This window comes from Saccharibacter sp. 17.LH.SD, assembly GCF_009834805.1.
Classification (GTDB): Bacteria; Pseudomonadota; Alphaproteobacteria; order Acetobacterales; family Acetobacteraceae; genus Saccharibacter.
The window spans coordinates 565,723-581,456 of sequence record NZ_WVHO01000009.1; the positions used below are offsets into that span (position 1 = coordinate 565,723).

Sequence of the window (15,734 nt, forward strand, 5' to 3'; positions counted from 1 at the left end):
GCGCTTGAGAAGATCAAGGGCATAGTGGGTTCTTTGTCAATGATGTGCATTTAAAGACAAGTGGGATAATTGCCATGAAAAAAGAACCTTCAACCGGACAAGATAGATCCTCCTCTTCATATACAAAAAAGTTATTTTCCCCTCATTTGAAGAAACGAGGCCATCAACGCAGCATGACCATGGAGGAGTATAGAGCGCTCTGTGCCCATGCTCAGGATCATGCGGTAGAATTCTGGGGTGAATTAGCGCAGCGTAACCTTGAATGGGAACGTCCTTTCACACGTGTTTTCAATGATCAGCGCCCCCCGTTTTACCGCTGGTTTGAGGATGGTGTGTTGAATGCCAGCGTCAATTGCTTGGACTGTCATATAGGGACGGACATTGAGCATAAAGTGGCCTTTCATTTTGAAGCAGAGGATGGGGCGCCGGGCCAAGTAACCTATCGAGAGTTGTTGGATCGTGTCTGCCGTGTTGCTAATGCGCTGAAGGCCTTGGGCGTTAAAAAGGGTGACAGGGTCGTTATTTATCTTCCCATGGGGGTAGAAGGTGTGGTGGCGATGCTGGCTTGTGCCCGTATTGGTGCCATTCATGTTGTTGTTTTCGCTGGTTTTTCTGCTAAGGCGTTGCATGAACGTATAAGGGATACAGAAGCTGTTATGGTCATAACAGCGAATGTACAATGCCGAGCCGGGCGGCAGCTCCCGCTTAAGGCAATCGTTGATGGTGCGCTCGACATGGGCGGGTGTGATCATGTGGCGCATGTTTTAGTCCATGAACGGACATCAGAGCCTTGGAACTCTGTTGATGGGCGTGATGGCTCCTATAAGGAGTATGTTGATGGGCAGTCTTCATTCTGTGCACCAGAAATGGTGGAGGCAGAGCATCCACTTTTTATTCTGTATACTTCGGGCTCAACTGGGCAGCCGAAGGGTTTGGTACACGCGACAGCAGGGTACTTATTGTGGGCGAAACAGACCATGCAATGGTCGTATGACATTCATCCTGATGATGTCTTTTGGTGTACGGCGGATATTGGTTGGGTCACAGGGCACACCTATGTGACCTATGGGCCCTTAGCGGCTGGCGCAACACAGGTCATCTTGGAGGGAACACCGCTCTATCCCAATGCTGGGCGTGTTTGGCAGGTAATACAAAAATATGCCGTAAGCATTTTCTATACGGCACCAACATTGATCAGAGCCCTGATTAAAGCAGCAGGGCAGGATAAAGATTATGCGCCCGAGGGATATGACCTGTCATCGCTTCGGATATTAAGCAGCGTTGGAGAGCCCATTGATCCGACGTCATGGATGTGGTTCTACCAAAAAGTCGGCCATGAGAACTGTCCCTATATTGATACGTTTTTTCAATCGGAGACGGGGGGTCATATGATCGCGCCCATCCCTGGTGTAACGCCGTTACTTCCTGGTTCGTGCACCTTACCTCTTCCTGGGATTGCCGCGGCTATTGTAGATGAAAGCGCTGAAGAGCTCCCCAATGGGAAAGGCGGGATGTTGGTTATTAAACGACCCTGGCCCGCATTAGCTCGGACTATTTGGGGCGATGACCAAAGATATCGGGAAAGTTATTTTCCAGAAGAACTGGGTGGGACGCTCTATTTAGCGGGTGATGGGGCCATCCGTGATGAGGAAACCGGGTATTTTCATATCACAGGGCGTATTGATGATGTTCTGAATGTTTCGGGACATCGCTTGGGAACAGTGGAAATTGAAACAGCGTTGATAGGTTGGGAGGAGATGGTTGCTGAGGCCGCTGTTATCGGCCGACCTGATGAAAACACGGGGGAGGCGGTGTGTGCGTTTGTCGTGTTAAAGCACCCTATCCCGACACGAGAAGAGGCTGAGAAAATCGCTCATGTTTTGAGACAGCGCGTTGCACGTGACATTAGCCCAATTGCGAAACCAAAAGATATTCGTTTTGGGCAAGGCCTTCCGAAGACGCGCAGTGGTAAGGTGATGCGTCGCCTGTTACGTTCGATTGTGCGGGGGGAGGCTCTTACTCAAGATATGAGCACGTTGGAGGACCCTTCGATTCTTGAACAATTCATGACGACTCTTTAGCGGGTTATCGAGAAGAGGTTGGTAAAAATTGTCGAAACTGTCCTATCAAGGCATTATTTGGGGCTTCTGAAGTTTTTTTTATATTCACCGGAGTTGAGCTTTCTTAATGCGAGTTAATCAACAAGACACGCTTTGTTACGCTTTTCCTGAAGGGCAGGGTTGCTCTCTTTTGGTGGAGTTTTCCACTGATAATGCAGAAGGGTGGCTTGCCCAAAACGTCATCCCTTGGCAGGGATAAGGACATGAGACCGCCTGTTTCCTTTTGCCGTCTTGCATCAGTGGGTATTCCGCTGCTGCTCGCAGCTGATCTATTGATTGATGCTTCTCCTGCTAAGGGGGAAGAGCAGGTGGCGCCTCATAAATCTGCGCATCATAGTCATCATCACAAGAAAGCAAGTTCAGCGCATCACCATGAAGATGGGGGTGATACTGCGCTGGAGGAGCGGCATGCTCATCGGCATCATGGAGCACACAAAGGTGAGCATCATGGTGAGAGTGGGCATCACGCTGAGACACCACAGAAGGATGCGACTGCGGGATCAACAGCACCCGTGACAGCGCCGACGCCGGTACCGGCACAACAAGCAGCCGATAAAGGATCAGAGACGGGATTACCGTTGCCCCGTTTTGCCGCTTTGCGTGCTGACCGCGTTTATATGCGGCGTGGTCCTGGGGAACGTTACCCGATTGAATGGGTTTATCGTCGTCGCAATTATCCTGTGATGATTGAACGAGAGTTTGGTCTCTGGCGTCTTGTTGAAGACGTAGACGGCCAGAAAGGTTGGGTACATCAGGTGACACTACGTGGTGGTCGATCCTTTGTTATACCTGGTCCTTCAGCATCAAATGGAGATGCTACAAAGCTTCCGACTACGCAACATGCGGATCCGCGTATTATCGCTTATGTGCGCGCGCAGGATCCCTCGGTGCTTGGTCAGAATCGTGATGTACCGTTGATGAGTTCAGAGGGGGCAGATCGTAAGGTCATTGCTGTGCTGCAACCCGGCACAGTGGGCACGATCAAAGCCTGCCCTCAGGGGTCATCATGGTGTCATGTCACAGTCAGGGGCTACGATGGGTGGCTTGAGCGCCAACTATTGTGGGGGGTACAACCCGGTGAAATCATTCAGCCTGACTGAAACAGAAAGTCGAGGAATGTTATGACAGCCAACATCCATAATCGCCGCACACGGATTGTTGCGACCCTAGGGCCTGCTTCATCAACACCGGAGCAGGTTCTTAATCTAGCTGAGACGGGTGTAAACGTTTTTCGTTTGAATTTCTCTCATGGTTCACACGAGGAGCATGCTGCGCGTCACAAAGCCGTTCGTGCGGCAGAGGCTAAGCTTGGTCGTCCACTTGCTGTTCTAGCTGATTTCCAGGGACCTAAATTGCGTGTTGGCGTGTTTAAAAACGGGCCAATTATGCTTAAAGTAGGGGCACATTTCCGCCTAGACCTTGATAAGGCTCCAGGTGATGAGAAACGTGTTAACCTTCCACATCCAGAAATCATTTCAGTCATTGACGTTGGTCATCGTCTGTTGCTTGATGATGGTAAGCTTGCTCTTAAAGTAATCTCTAAGACAAAAGATGCCCTTGAGACAGAAGTTTTGGTTGGCGGAAAATTGTCTGAGCGTAAAGGGGTGAACGTCCCTGATGTGGCTCTGCCAATCCCAGCTTTGACGGAAAAAGATCGTAAAGATTTTGATTTCGCTCTGTCTCTTGGTGTTGATATCGTTGCCCTTTCCTTCGTGCAGAAGCCAGAGGATGTTCAGGAAGCACGCGATATCGCTAAAGGTCGTGCTTGGATTGTTACGAAGCTTGAGAAGCCACAGGCTGTTGATAAGCTTGAGGAAATCATTCGTCTTTCTGATGCATTGATGGTTGCTCGTGGTGACCTCGGTGTTGAATTGCCAGCGGAAGAAGTTCCTGTTGTGCAAAAGCGCGCAATTAAAGAGGCACGCCGTCAGGGACGTCCAGTTATTGTGGCAACACAGATGCTGGAAAGCATGATCGAAAGTCCAGCACCAACACGTGCTGAAGTTTCCGATGTTGCGAACGCTGTTTATGACGGTGCAGATGCCGTCATGCTTTCTGCTGAAAGTGCCGCTGGTAGCTTCGGCCTAGAAGCGGTGAGTGTTATGGTTCGCACGGTGTCTCGTGTCGAACGTGATGCTGACTGGCGTGCTCGTATGGACAATATGCGTCCAGCCGCTGAGTCTACCATTCAGGGAGCTCAGGCAAAATCAGCTGGTGATGTTGCCCGTGCAGCAAAGGCTGAGGCTCTCGCTGTCCAGACAGAAGATGGCCGCACCGCTGTTCTTATCTCTCGTGAGCGCCCACATCAGCCGATCGTTGCGCTGACAAATGAGACAACAGCACGTCGTCTCTGTGTGGCATGGGGTGTTTTCCCGAAAGCTGTAAGCGATAAAAATGATATCGCAGGGGCTGCTGGATCCTTGGTGAAAAAGGGTGACCATGTTGTATTGCTCGATAGCTCTAAGGCATTGAGTGTTGTAAAGGTTTAATAACTTTTACGGATTCCCCACCGTTTTTATAGACGGTGGGTATAAAAACCGCCTGGAGCTTGTTCTCCAGGCGGTTTTTTGTATCTGATGTAGAAACGTCTATTAGTTTTGCTGATTAGCGATAAGACCTTGCCGGATATGGCGGCCTCGCTTGATACGATCAATAATTTCCTCGGTATTATTCGTACGAATGGCTTCAGCCATTTTATTGGTTTCGTTTTGGAAACGTTCTAGTGTCTGTAAGAGAATATCTTGGTTAGCGAGGAAGATATCACGCCACATGATGGGGTCGGATGCCGCTATACGGGTAAAGTCACGAAACCCAGAAGCGGCATATTCGAGGACATCAGAACGCAAGTCAGAAGATAAACGGTCTGCCGTGTCACAAATAGTGAAGGCAAGAAGGTGGGGTAGGTGACTGACCATCGCGCAAATTTGGTCATGATACTGCTCATCAACTTGTCGTGTTTTGGCGCCGCATTGCTGCCAAAACTGTTCTACCCGTGTGATGGCTGCTGGTTGTGTCCCTTCTGGTGGAATAAGCAAGCACCAGCGATTTTCGAATAATGTACTGAAACCCGCGTCAGGACCAGAATATTCTGTGCCCGCCATAGGGTGAGCGGGCACGAAAGAAATATCTCGGGAAAGGTGCGGGACAATCTGTTGCGCGAGCGAATGGCGGACTGAAGCAACATCGCTTAGTATACTGCTAGCTTTCATATGGGGAATAATATGTTTGGCAACAGAAGCGACAGCCCCTGTGGGAATGCATAAAATAACGAAATCAGCTTCTTTAACCCCATTGATAAGAGATGAGGTTGCATGGTCTGCGATGCCTAAGTGACGTACGCGTTCGATGACATTGGGAGAGTGATCAATGGCGATGAGGCGGCGGGCTAATGTTTGTGTTTGCTGGGCTCTCCGTAGAATAGAGGAGCCAATGAGCCCAGGGCCTATGACCGCCAACGTATTAAAAAGAGGGGCATCATGCATGATCAAACGCTCGCTCATAGGAGTCATGAAGAAGAGTGGGAGTTGCTATGACGTAGGCGGCGAAGCTCATAGAACTGCCACAGAAGAAGGACAGGCACGCCAATAATAATGTCACGTCCACGACGGAGTAAGGAAATACTGAGAGAAATATCTGCAGGCAGACCAAAAATAAGACCTAAGGTAACATAGGCCCCCTCTTGAATGCCAAGCGCCCCAGGAACAAGGAATCCTACAGACATAATGGCGCATACGACACCTTCAATCGCAACGGCATTGAGAAAAAAGAGCGTTGTGGCTCCTAATAGATGAGCAGAAAACCATGTTATGCCAGCGCTTGCGAGCCAGCAAATGAAATGAAGGAATGCACCACAGAGCATACGGAGTGGGCGATTCCATGAAGCTTCCATATAAGCCTGGAAATCATCAGAGCCGCCCGTGAGGGAAGCATGTCGTTCCGCGCTGAGCTGTCCAGCCATAAATTGGATGATTCGCTTGAGGATATTACCGCCACGTTGTTGGGTCCAAATGAAGCCAATAGCAGCGATAGTAAGCACGATGATCCCGATTATGACGGGCCAAATAAAACGATCAGCGTCCTGGTAGCCGATGAGGCACAGAAGGGACAGGAAAATAAAGGCGACTTGCCCGAGAAGCTCCGTCGTTACATCAATAACGTTCGCAGCAACGCCTTCTGGCCACCCCAGAGGAGAGCCATTTGTTGTGCGCCGTGGGTGACCAGCGACAAGAGACCGGATCCCAATAAAGATCCCTCCAAGTTGAGAGAAGGGTAAGCAGCTATTCGCAGCATCACGGACGGCGCGTGATGCTGTAAGGCGAGAGAGGCTGATATCGGCAATACTGGCTTTCCAAGCGAGGCCGAGTACTAAATTGACAATAAGTTGGCACAGGATCAGCGCGACAAAACCGCCAATTCCCACTTTGGCGAGGGAAAGGAGAATCGAATGAAGGCCCGTCCGTAATGTTAGAAAACAAAAAAGAACAATACCGATAAATGTTAAGATGAAGGGAATGGTTTTCTTCAAGAGTGACCGCCATATGCAGCAAAAAAGAGAGTGGGTCCTTTTAGGCTACTCCCAGCGTGTCGTCCAATAGGGGTACTTTCCCATTCGAAAGAGGCTCATTATACCGTTAGCAGAGTTTGGATCTATGGAAGGAAATAACGTTGTGGCAGCAGAGATAACCCTGATTACGGGTGCTACGGGTTTCGTTGGATCTTCTGTGGCCCGTGTACTGCTGGCACGTGGGCATCGTTTGCGCGTACTTGTGCGTCCAACATCTGATCGAAGTAATTTGGAGGGGCTTCCTGTCGAATTTGTCGAAGGAGATCTTTCAGACCCGCAGACACTCAAAAATATTTTTGAAAATGTGAAGTATCTTTTTCATGTCGCGGCGGATTATCGTTTGTGGGTGCCAGACCCTGAGACCATGATGCAAGCCAATGTTGAAGGAACACGCCATCTGATGGTGTCAGCCCAACAGGCTGGGGTTGAGAAGATTGTTTATTGCTCATCCGTAGCCGCACTGGCCACGGCGCATCATGGTGTGCCTGCAACAGAAGATGATCCTATTACGGAAGATCAAATTGTTGGGGTGTATAAACGGTCGAAATATCGAGCTGAACAAGAGGTGCTGCGTCTTGTAAGGGAGAACCAACTTCCAGCCGTTATTGTGAATCCCTCAACGCCGATTGGGCCCCGTGATATTAAGCCAACGCCAACAGGGCAAGTTATTCTTGATTGCGTTAAGGGGCGTATGCCAGCCTATGTTGATACAGGGCTCAATCTTGTTCATGTTGATGATGTCGCAGAGGGGCATGCTTTAGCTCTCGAGAAAGGCGTGATTGGAGAGAAATATATTCTTGGTGGTGAGAATATGATGCTTGAGGATATGTTTAGGCTTGTCGCGCATATTTCAGGCAGGAAGGCTCCGACAATCAAATTAAAGCAGTCATGGCTCTATCCTGTTGCGGTTATCTCTGAGCTTTTAGCTCAGAGATGGGGGATCGAACCGCGCGTTACGCGTGAAATGCTTGCTATGTCTAAAAAGCTTATGTTTTTCTCTTCGGCTAAGGCTGAGAGGGAGTTGGGATACACCCCGCGTCCAGCGGTGCAGGCTTTAGAAGACGCTGTGATGTGGTTCAAATACAATAAACGCTTTGCATGATGTGACGGGAGATCGGCATAAGGCATGCTTAGCGGGTTGGAGATAGTACTCTGACTTTTATGGATATGAATCTATGTCATGGCCAGCTGGGATGATTCCTCGTGATGGTGGGCATGCAGACGTTATATTGAGGGCAAAGAATGGCATCGGAGAAACAGGTCATACATGATGACAGCGTATGGGGCGTGACGGACGTTACGTCTTCCAAAGGTAAAGACAATGAAAATTTTCCAGTTGGTTCTTTGCTAATCGCACAATCTCTGCGGCCTGTTGTCCATGCCTATTACCAGTTTGCGCGCACGGCAGATGATATGGTGGATAACCCATTTCTTTCATCTGAGCAGAAAATTGCACGATTACAGGCATTGCGCGAAGTACTACACGGAGAGCGGAAAGCCCCTAATCGTGAAGATGCTCAAACGGCGGTTCGTTTACGTGCGCTTTTGCTCGAGCGTGAGATCCCGCTGGAAACAGCGTCTGATTTGATTGTCGCTTTTTGTTGGGATGCAGAGAAAAATCGTTATCAAAGCTGGGAAGAGTTGCTTAAATACTGCCGTTATTCCGCTAATCCAGTAGGACGATTTTTGTTAGCATTGCATCATGAGACAGAGGAAAGCTGGAAAGCGTCTGATGCATTATGTACTGCGTTGCAGGTTGTTAATCATCTGCAAGATGTCAGCGCTGATCTAAGAACGTTAGACCGTTGCTACGTGCCGATGCCTTGGTTGGAAGAGGCGGGTGTTCGCATTGAGGATTTGGCACTTGGTCGGAGTAAGCCAGGCGTGAGGCGTGTCTTTGATCGTATATTAACCGAAGTGGAAAAACTGAACGATCAGGCAGCGCTTTTACCGTCTTTCATTCGTGATCGTCGGATGCGGTTGGAAGCGGTCGTCATTGTTCAGCTGTGCCACCGATTAACGGAACGGCTGCGCTATCAAGATCCTATCGCTGAGCGTGTTGCATTGAGCAAGGCTGATGGTATGAGAGCTCTTCTCCATGCATCACGTTTTGTTTTTTAAGGGATTTTCCTGAGATCATTTTGTCATAAAACATGCAGCCCTAGCAGGGCAGGCTTTTAATCTATAGGGCTTAGCCGGTAAGAGAGGTATATTATGGGATTGAATAACAAGTCGCTGGGGTTGGTATGTGCTCCGTCAGATCTTCGTTATGTTGAAGAGATTGTAGCACGTTCTGGGACATCATTTGGACGTGGAATGAAGATTTTGCCGCAGGCCCGTCGTGAAGGGATGTATGCGGTCTATGCTTTTTGCCGTGTCGTTGATGATATTGCTGACGGCGATACATCGCATGCTGATCCGTTGAAAGCCCTTAAGGAATGGCGGGAGCGTGTAGCGGGCCTTTATGAAGGAAAGACATCAGACGCATTAGACCGTGCCCTTTTGGCGACGATTGAGCGCTATCACCTTCGGCGTGATGACTTCTATGCTATTATTGATGGGATGGCTATGGATTGTGAAGCGCCGATTGTGGCTCCAGATGAAAATACGCTTGATATTTATTGTGATCGAGTAGCCTCGGCGGTTGGTCGTTTATCTGCCCGTATTTTTGGTATGCCCTTAGATAAGGGGGATAGGCTCGCTTACCATTTAGGACGGGCTCTACAGTTGACGAATATTTTGCGTGATGTTGCTGAAGATGCCCATCGTGGGCGGATCTATTTGCCTAAAGAGTTACTTGAGCGCTTTTCGGTTCCTGAAGACCCTAAAGAGATCCTTTATGCGCGTGGACTAGATGGGCTTGGGCGTGTTTTGGCGGCGAGAGCACAAGACCATTTTCGGCGTGCGGAAAAGATTATGAAGCAATGTCCGAAAGAAACCGTACGGCCTGCGCGTATTATGGCGGCGGCTTATAAGGTGACGTTAGCGGCTTTGCAAAAGCGTGGCTGGCAGCATCCAGAGACGCCTCTTCGTGTGTGTCAAGTTCGCAAAAAGGGGAAAATGCTTCTGGCTAGTCTTGGGGTATCTCTGTGAGTCGTGTCCATGTAATTGGTGGTGGATTGGCGGGTCTGTCTGCGGCTGTTGAATTAGCTCCGCAGGCTTCTGTGACGCTTTATGAAGCAGGGCCAGTATGTGGCGGACGGGCACGCTCTTTCTACGACAAAGCATTGGATACAGAAATTGATAATGGCAACCATATGCTGTTATCCGCCAATCCTTATACGTTTCGCTATTTAGACCTTCTGGGGGCACGCTCTACGCTAAAAGGGCCGGGTGGGCCGCTTTTCCCTTGGTTTGACTTGGTCGACAATAAGGCATGGAGCTTACGGCTTTCTCCTGGCCGTATTCCTTTTTGGCTGTTGAACACGCAGCGACGCGTCCCAGGGATGACCTTAAAAGAGGTGTGGGCACTGCAACGCCTTATGAAAGCAGATGATGATGCTACCGTGGCAGAGTGTTTGTCTGGTGGGGCATTCTCTCGGCGTCTTTTAGAGCCTCTGGCCGTGTCAGCGCTTAATACAGATGTCGCACATGGCAGTGCTCATCTTTTGGGTAATGTGGTACGGCGTACATTGGCTCAAGGTGGGCGTGCATGCTGCCCTTGGATGGCAGCCCACGGTCTTTCAGAAAGTTTTGTGGCACCGGCGCTGCGTTTTCTGGAGATGTATCATGCGTCTATTCGAACGGGGACACGTGTCTCAGCTTTGAAGCAAGAGGCAGGACGCGTGGTTGGAATTGAGACATCCTCCGGCGCTGTTGAATTAGGGCGTGAGGATTTTGTTATTCTTGCCGTTCCCGCTCCGGTAGCGGCCTCTCTTTTGCCAGGCCTTGAGACGCCAGACCAATTTGAGAGCATTGCTAATGCTCATTATCGTGTAACATCCGGCATCAAGCCTCGTGGTGTAGTGGCCGAAGCGGGATTTGTTGGTCTTGTTGGTGGTGTGGCGGAGTGGGTTTTTCTCCATGATACAGTGTTATCGGTTACCGTGAGTGCGGCTAATCGCTATAACGAGCGATCACAAGAGGAGATGCTGGCAACAATTTGGGGTGAGGTCCGCCGTGCTTTGGACCCTATTTTAGAGGTTCCATTGCCGAAAGAAATGCCCCCGGCACGTTTGATTAGAGAAAAAAGAGCCACATTTGCGGCAACACCTGAACAAAATCGTAAGCGCCCGGGGGCTGCGACATCGTGTATTAATCTTGCACTTTCAGGAGATTGGACAGATACAGGATTGCCTGCAACGATTGAGGGCGCCATTCAGTCCGGTTTGACGGCTGTGTCAGCGTTAGGGTTTCGTTCTGCTGTTGCAGAGAGCGTATAAGCACCAACAGTTATTCCTCTTATGTAAAGAGGCTTATTGGTAAAGCATGACAGGGAAAAGGAGAGTCTAGTGAGTGAGACAACGTTTCATCAAAGAAAGATGATGGGGGCTGCCGTTGTCGAGCAGGCGATCACAGGGGCTCACGCTGCACTTGACAAGTTACAAAAGGACGATGGGCATTGGGTTTTCGAATTAGAAGCTGATGCAACCATCCCGGCAGAATATATTATCCTCGAACATTTCCTTGACCGGATTAACCCAACCGTCCAGCAGAAAATGGCGGTATATCTAAGACGTATCCAAGGGGATCATGGTGGGTGGCCGCTCTACCATGATGGTGGCTTTGATATGTCTGCAACCGTTAAGGCATATTTTGCTCTCAAAGCAGTGGGGGATGATCCAGAGGAACCTCACATGCGCCGGGCGCGGGCTGCTGTTTTGCAGCATGGTGGGGCCGAGCGTAGCAACGTGTTTACACGTATTACACTTGCAACCTTTGGTGAAGTTCCTTGGAAAGCTGTCCCTGTTATGCCGGTGGAGCTTGTTTTGCTTCCACGTAAGGCGCTTTTCTCCATTTGGAACATGTCCTACTGGTCCCGTACCGTTGTTACGCCATTGCTCGTGCTAGGCGCGCGCAAAGCACTGGCGAAAAACCCTAAAAAGATTCATGTTCAAGAGCTTTTTGTAACGCCTCCTGCGAAGATTAAAGATTGGATCCGGGGGCCATATCGTTCCGTTTGGGGATGTTTGTTTAAATATCTCGATAGTTTCTTGCGGCCTATTGTCCCTCATTTTCCGAAGACGTTACATGAAAAGGCCATTCGTCAGGCTGTATCATTCACAGAAGAGCGTTTGAGTGCAGGGGGACTAGGGGCCATTTTCCCGGCGATGGCGGGTGTTATGATGATGTATCGTACGCTCGGTGTGTCGGATGATAACCCTAAAGTAAAAGAAGCGTGGCAAGCTCTTCAGGATCTTATCGTTGAGAAGGGTGATGAGATGTATTGCCAACCATGTGTTTCCCCCGTGTGGGATACAGGGTTGGCTGGTCTTGCGATGATAGAGGCGGCTTCTGGGCCACAGGCTACGAAACGAGAAGAGACGATGGCGGCGCTGAAGAAAACGGCGTCTTGGCTACGGGACCATCAAATTCTTGATGTTAAGGGCGATTGGGCAGTTAACGCTCCAAACCTAAGACCTGGTGGTTGGGCATTCCAATATGAGAATGATTACTATCCAGATGTTGATGATACCGCAGTCGTTGGGATGTTGCTTCACCGCATTGATCCCGTAGAAAACCACAAAGCGATTGAGCGGGCGCGGGAATGGATTATTGGGATGCAAAGCTCCAACGGTGGTTGGGGAGCTTTTGACATTGATAATGATCTTGAAGCCTTGAATCATATCCCTTTTGCAGACCATGGGGCCTTGTTAGATCCGCCAACGGCAGATGTGTCCGCACGGTGTATTTCGTTCCTTGCACAGTTAGGTCATCCTGAAGATCGCCCTGTCATTGAGCGAGGACTGGCTTATTTGCGGTCTGAGCAGGAAGCCGATGGAAGCTGGTTTGGCCGGTGGGGAACAAATTATATCTACGGGACATGGTCTGTTCTTTGCGCGCTTAATATTGCAGGCGTGCCGCATAATGACCCTATGATTAAGCGTGCCGCTGACTGGTTGGAGAGTGTGCAGAATGCGGATGGCGGCTGGGGTGAGGATTGTGCCAGCTACGAGGGGGCAACACCTGGACGGTATAAAGAGAGTCTACCGACACAAGCTGCTTGGGCAGTTCTGGGGCTAATGGCCGTGGGACGGCGCGATAGTGAGGCGGTGAAGAAGGGGATAGAGTATCTCGTTAAAACGCAGGATGAAAATGGCGAGTGGCATGAGGAGCCTTTTAATGCTGTTGGTTTCCCGAAAGTATTTTACCTGCATTATCATGGCTATAGGCAGTTCTTCCCGCTAACGGCTTTGTCACGCTACCGTAACCTGGGGGCAAGTAACTCTGGACGCGTGGAATACGGGTTCTGATGTTGGGTGTTGTTACAGGTTTGCAGCAAGAAGCACGTTTGATTACGCGCGTGATGCCAGGTGTGCCTCTTGTGCTGAGTCATGCAGATGAGGAACGGGCCTATGCCGGTGTACAGCGTTTGCGTGAAGAAGGTGTTACGGAGCTCCTGTCTTTTGGCTATGCTGGAGGGCTAGCGCCGTCGCTACATCCGGGGATGGTGATCGTCGCGAACCGTGTATGCCAAGATGGGCATTTTTTCCCAACCGATGAGGCTTTAAGTAAAAAATTTGGAGCTTTGGGGGCGATAAGGGGGGACATTCTGCATAGTCCCTCTATCGTAGGAAAGGCGTGGGAAAAGCGACATCTCTATCAGGAAACCGGATGTATCGCGGTAGATATGGAGAGTGGTGTCGTGGCACAGTCAGGGCTGCCTTTCGCCGTGCTCCGTGTGGTGTGTGACGACGCTGGGCGTGATTTACCTCCTGCTGCTTCGGAATGTTTAAAAGATGGGCGTGTGCAAGCTGGTGCTTTATTACGGTCGCTTTTGAAACATCCAGGACAAATTTCTTCTCTTGTCGGCATGGGGCGTGATTCCGCCCTGGCACGCCAGGCGATGGAGACATTTCTAGATGATACCTTGATGTAAGAGGGCTTGTTTTTTTGCTCCCTCTTTCTTAGATAGAGCAGGTCCTCTCTGAATAGAGGGTATTTCGCACGCACGGTCCGGCTATCCTGGTGTCCTCGTCTGCTTGCAGAAGGGCGTTACCGTGCGGAGGATAGAACCAGAGAAAAAAGGTTGCTTTATTATGGCAATGCCTCAATTTACAATGCGTCAGCTGCTCGAAGCTGGGGTACATTTCGGTCACCATACACGTCGTTGGAATCCAGCGATGGCGCCTTACCTTTTTGGTGTCCGTAACCAGGTTCACATTATCGATCTTCAGCAGACCGTTCCTTTGTTGGATCGCGCTCTGAACCAGGTTCGTAACACGGTTGCTGCTGGCGGGCGTGTTCTTTTCGTCGGGACTAAGCGCGCTGCTGCTGAACATGTGGCTGAGGCTGCTCAGCGTTGTGGTCAGTACTATGTGAATCACCGTTGGCTCGGTGGTATGCTCACCAACTGGAAGACCATTACGGGGTCCATCAAGCGTCTGCGTGGCATTGATGAGATGCTGGCTGGTGATACGGCGGGTCTGACCAAGAAAGAGATTCTTGATATCACGAGAGATCGTGAAAAGCTTGAGCGTTCCCTGGGCGGAATCAAAGACATGGGTGGCTTGCCAGATCTTCTGTTTGTCATTGATACAAACAAAGAGAAGTTGGCCGTTGAAGAAGCAAACAAGCTTGGCATTCCAGTCATTGCTGTTCTGGATAGCAACTCTGATCCAAAGGGTGTGACGTTCCCAATCCCAGGGAATGATGACGCTATTCGCGCTATTACGACCTATTGTGATCTTGTTTCTGCAGCTGTTCTGGATGGTATTTCAGCAGAATTGGCAGCATCTGGCCAAGATATCGGTGCTTCTGAAGAGATTCCTGCGGAGGGCATCCCTGCAGAAGGTGAAGCTGAGAAAGCTCAAGCAGAAGCTGCCCCTGCAGCGGGCTAACATATCGCCTTCTGAGCTCTTTGTCTGACAAGATTGAGAGCGTGGCTATATAGTAAAATACGCATGCGGTCAGGGGTAGTGCCTGGCCGCATGGATTTTTAGAGGGTTACGAAAATGGCAGAGATCACAGCAGCACTTGTGCGCGAATTGCGTGAAGCAACGGGCGCGGGAATGATGGACTGCAAAAAGGCACTGACAGAAGCAAACGGCGATAAAGAAGCTGCGGTTGATTGGTTGCGTAAGAAAGGTCTTTCTCAGGCAGCGAAAAAATCTGGCCGTGTTGCTGCTGAAGGTCTCGTTGCTGTGGCTTCTGAGAAGAACAAGGCAGCCGTTGTTGAAGTCAATGCAGAGACGGACTTTGTTGCACGTAATGAGGCGTTCCAAACTGCCGTCGAGCAGATCGCTCAAGCTGCTTTGAAGGTAGGGGATGACCTGGAGACCTTAAAGGCTGCTAAGCTTCCTTCAGGCCGCACAGTTGCTGATGAGTTGACCCATTTAGTGGCAACAATCGGTGAGAACATGTCACTGCGTCGTGCACGTGTACTGAGCGTTTCATCTGGTGTTGTTGCAAGCTATGTGCATGGTGCGTTGCGTCCAGGCGTTGGTCGTATTGGTGTGCTGGCTGCCATTGAAGCTCCTTCAGAGAATGAAGCATTGCTAGCTCTGGGTCGCCAGGTAGGTATGCATGTTGCGGCAACGCGTCCTGCAGCTCTTACTGTAGATGATGTGGATGCAAGCGCGTTAGAGCGTGAGCGTTCCGTATTGGTCGAGCAAGCACGTGCTTCCGGTAAGCCTGAGGCGATTATCGAGAAGATGGTCGATGGCCGTATCCGTAAGTTCTACGAAGAAGTGGTTCTTTTGGAGCAGGTTTGGGTTCATGACGGTGAAAGCCGCGTGAAGAAAGTTCTCGAAAAAGAGGGCGGTAAGCTCGTGGCATTCGAGCGCTTCCAACTTGGGGAAGGTATCGAGAAGGAAGAGAACGATTTTGCTGCTGAAGTTGCGAAGGTTGCAGGTAAGTAAGACCTTTAGCCTTTGAGTTGAGTGAAAAGC

At 50.1% G+C, this 15,734-nt stretch carries 14 protein-coding genes; 12 read left to right on the top strand and 2 right to left on the bottom strand.

Annotation, left to right across the window (positions count from 1 at the left end; genetic code table 11):
• Nucleotides 1–74: 74 nt before the first annotated feature.
• The 4 genes from acs (at nucleotide 75) to pyk (ending at nucleotide 4,609) form a co-directional block, all read left to right on the top strand.
• A complete protein-coding gene (gene acs / locus GS501_RS03920) occupies nucleotides 75–2,081 on the top strand; it encodes an acetate--CoA ligase (RefSeq protein ID WP_160830524.1) in 2,007 nt (668 codons plus the stop codon).
• A 106-nt stretch (nucleotides 2,082–2,187) separates the two neighbouring features.
• A complete protein-coding gene (locus GS501_RS10050; protein ID WP_255429067.1) occupies nucleotides 2,188–2,319 on the top strand; it encodes a hypothetical protein in 132 nt (43 codons plus the stop codon).
• Nucleotides 2,320–2,323: 4 nt separating this feature from the next.
• On the top strand, nucleotides 2,324–3,220 hold the full coding sequence (locus tag GS501_RS03925; RefSeq protein ID WP_202405286.1) for an SH3 domain-containing protein: 897 nt from the start codon (nucleotides 2,324–2,326) through the stop codon (nucleotides 3,218–3,220).
• 21 nt (nucleotides 3,221–3,241) lie between these two features.
• The gene (pyk, locus tag GS501_RS03930; protein WP_160830526.1) at nucleotides 3,242–4,609 is read left to right on the top strand and encodes a pyruvate kinase; all 1,368 of its coding nucleotides are present in this window, start codon (nucleotides 3,242–3,244) and stop codon (nucleotides 4,607–4,609) included.
• A 102-nt stretch (nucleotides 4,610–4,711) separates the two neighbouring features.
• On the opposite strand, the gene GS501_RS03935 is transcribed toward pyk, so the two are convergent.
• Both GS501_RS03935 and GS501_RS03940 read right to left on the bottom strand, forming a co-directional pair.
• Nucleotides 4,712–5,629 (bottom strand): prephenate dehydrogenase/arogenate dehydrogenase family protein, encoded by a 918-nt coding sequence (locus tag GS501_RS03935; protein ID WP_160830527.1) that lies wholly within the window; start codon nucleotides 5,627–5,629, stop codon nucleotides 4,712–4,714.
• On the bottom strand, nucleotides 5,626–6,645 hold the full coding sequence (locus GS501_RS03940; RefSeq protein ID WP_202405287.1) for a lysylphosphatidylglycerol synthase domain-containing protein: 1,020 nt from the start codon (nucleotides 6,643–6,645) through the stop codon (nucleotides 5,626–5,628). The genes GS501_RS03935 and GS501_RS03940 overlap by 4 nt, the downstream gene beginning before the upstream one ends.
• Before the next feature lie 124 nt (nucleotides 6,646–6,769).
• On the opposite strand from GS501_RS03940, the gene hpnA reads away from it, so the two are divergent.
• The 8 genes from hpnA (at nucleotide 6,770) to tsf (ending at nucleotide 15,704) form a co-directional block, all read left to right on the top strand.
• Nucleotides 6,770–7,786, top strand: coding sequence for a hopanoid-associated sugar epimerase (gene hpnA / locus GS501_RS03945; RefSeq protein ID WP_160830528.1), 1,017 nt, complete (start codon nucleotides 6,770–6,772; stop codon nucleotides 7,784–7,786).
• Between the two features lie 140 nt (nucleotides 7,787–7,926).
• Complete coding sequence (gene hpnC, locus GS501_RS03950; RefSeq protein WP_160830529.1) at nucleotides 7,927–8,805, top strand: squalene synthase HpnC; 879 nt, start codon at nucleotides 7,927–7,929, stop codon at nucleotides 8,803–8,805.
• 93 nt (nucleotides 8,806–8,898) lie between these two features.
• Nucleotides 8,899–9,777, top strand: a complete 879-nt coding sequence (hpnD, locus tag GS501_RS03955) for a presqualene diphosphate synthase HpnD (protein WP_160830530.1) — start codon at nucleotides 8,899–8,901, stop codon at nucleotides 9,775–9,777.
• Nucleotides 9,774–11,066 (top strand): hydroxysqualene dehydroxylase HpnE, encoded by a 1,293-nt coding sequence (gene hpnE, locus GS501_RS03960; RefSeq protein ID WP_160830531.1) that lies wholly within the window; start codon nucleotides 9,774–9,776, stop codon nucleotides 11,064–11,066. The genes hpnD and hpnE overlap by 4 nt, the downstream gene beginning before the upstream one ends.
• Nucleotides 11,067–11,165: 99 nt before the next feature.
• Entirely contained in the window at nucleotides 11,166–13,097 is a 1,932-nt protein-coding gene (gene shc / locus GS501_RS03965) for a squalene--hopene cyclase (RefSeq protein WP_160830702.1), read from the top strand.
• Nucleotides 13,097–13,723 carry a hypothetical protein gene (locus GS501_RS03970; RefSeq protein ID WP_160830532.1) on the top strand — a complete coding sequence of 209 codons (627 nt, stop codon included), beginning with the start codon at nucleotides 13,097–13,099 and terminating at the stop codon, nucleotides 13,721–13,723. The genes shc and GS501_RS03970 overlap by 1 nt, the downstream gene beginning before the upstream one ends.
• Before the next feature lie 160 nt (nucleotides 13,724–13,883).
• Nucleotides 13,884–14,684, top strand: a complete 801-nt coding sequence (rpsB, locus tag GS501_RS03975; protein WP_160830533.1) for a 30S ribosomal protein S2 — start codon at nucleotides 13,884–13,886, stop codon at nucleotides 14,682–14,684.
• 114 nt (nucleotides 14,685–14,798) lie between these two features.
• Complete coding sequence (tsf, locus tag GS501_RS03980; RefSeq protein WP_160830534.1) at nucleotides 14,799–15,704, top strand: translation elongation factor Ts; 906 nt, start codon at nucleotides 14,799–14,801, stop codon at nucleotides 15,702–15,704.
• Nucleotides 15,705–15,734 lie beyond the last annotated feature (30 nt).

Bases quoted from the DNA above. Each gene is read 5' to 3' on its own strand.
- acs (WP_160830524.1), top strand. From the start codon at position 75: ATGAAAAAAGAACCTTCAACCGGACAAGATAGATCCTCCTCTTCATAT.
- GS501_RS10050 (WP_255429067.1), top strand. From the start codon at position 2,188: ATGCGAGTTAATCAACAAGACACGCTTTGTTACGCTTTTCCTGAAGGG.
- GS501_RS03925 (WP_202405286.1), top strand. From the start codon at position 2,324: ATGAGACCGCCTGTTTCCTTTTGCCGTCTTGCATCAGTGGGTATTCCG.
- pyk (WP_160830526.1), top strand. From the start codon at position 3,242: ATGACAGCCAACATCCATAATCGCCGCACACGGATTGTTGCGACCCTA.
- GS501_RS03935 (WP_160830527.1), bottom strand. From the start codon at position 5,629: ATGACTCCTATGAGCGAGCGTTTGATCATGCATGATGCCCCTCTTTTT.
- hpnA (WP_160830528.1), top strand. From the start codon at position 6,770: ATGGAAGGAAATAACGTTGTGGCAGCAGAGATAACCCTGATTACGGGT.
- hpnC (WP_160830529.1), top strand. From the start codon at position 7,927: ATGGCATCGGAGAAACAGGTCATACATGATGACAGCGTATGGGGCGTG.
- hpnD (WP_160830530.1), top strand. From the start codon at position 8,899: ATGGGATTGAATAACAAGTCGCTGGGGTTGGTATGTGCTCCGTCAGAT.
- shc (WP_160830702.1), top strand. From the start codon at position 11,166: ATGATGGGGGCTGCCGTTGTCGAGCAGGCGATCACAGGGGCTCACGCT.
- GS501_RS03970 (WP_160830532.1), top strand. From the start codon at position 13,097: ATGTTGGGTGTTGTTACAGGTTTGCAGCAAGAAGCACGTTTGATTACG.
- rpsB (WP_160830533.1), top strand. From the start codon at position 13,884: ATGGCAATGCCTCAATTTACAATGCGTCAGCTGCTCGAAGCTGGGGTA.
- tsf (WP_160830534.1), top strand. From the start codon at position 14,799: ATGGCAGAGATCACAGCAGCACTTGTGCGCGAATTGCGTGAAGCAACG.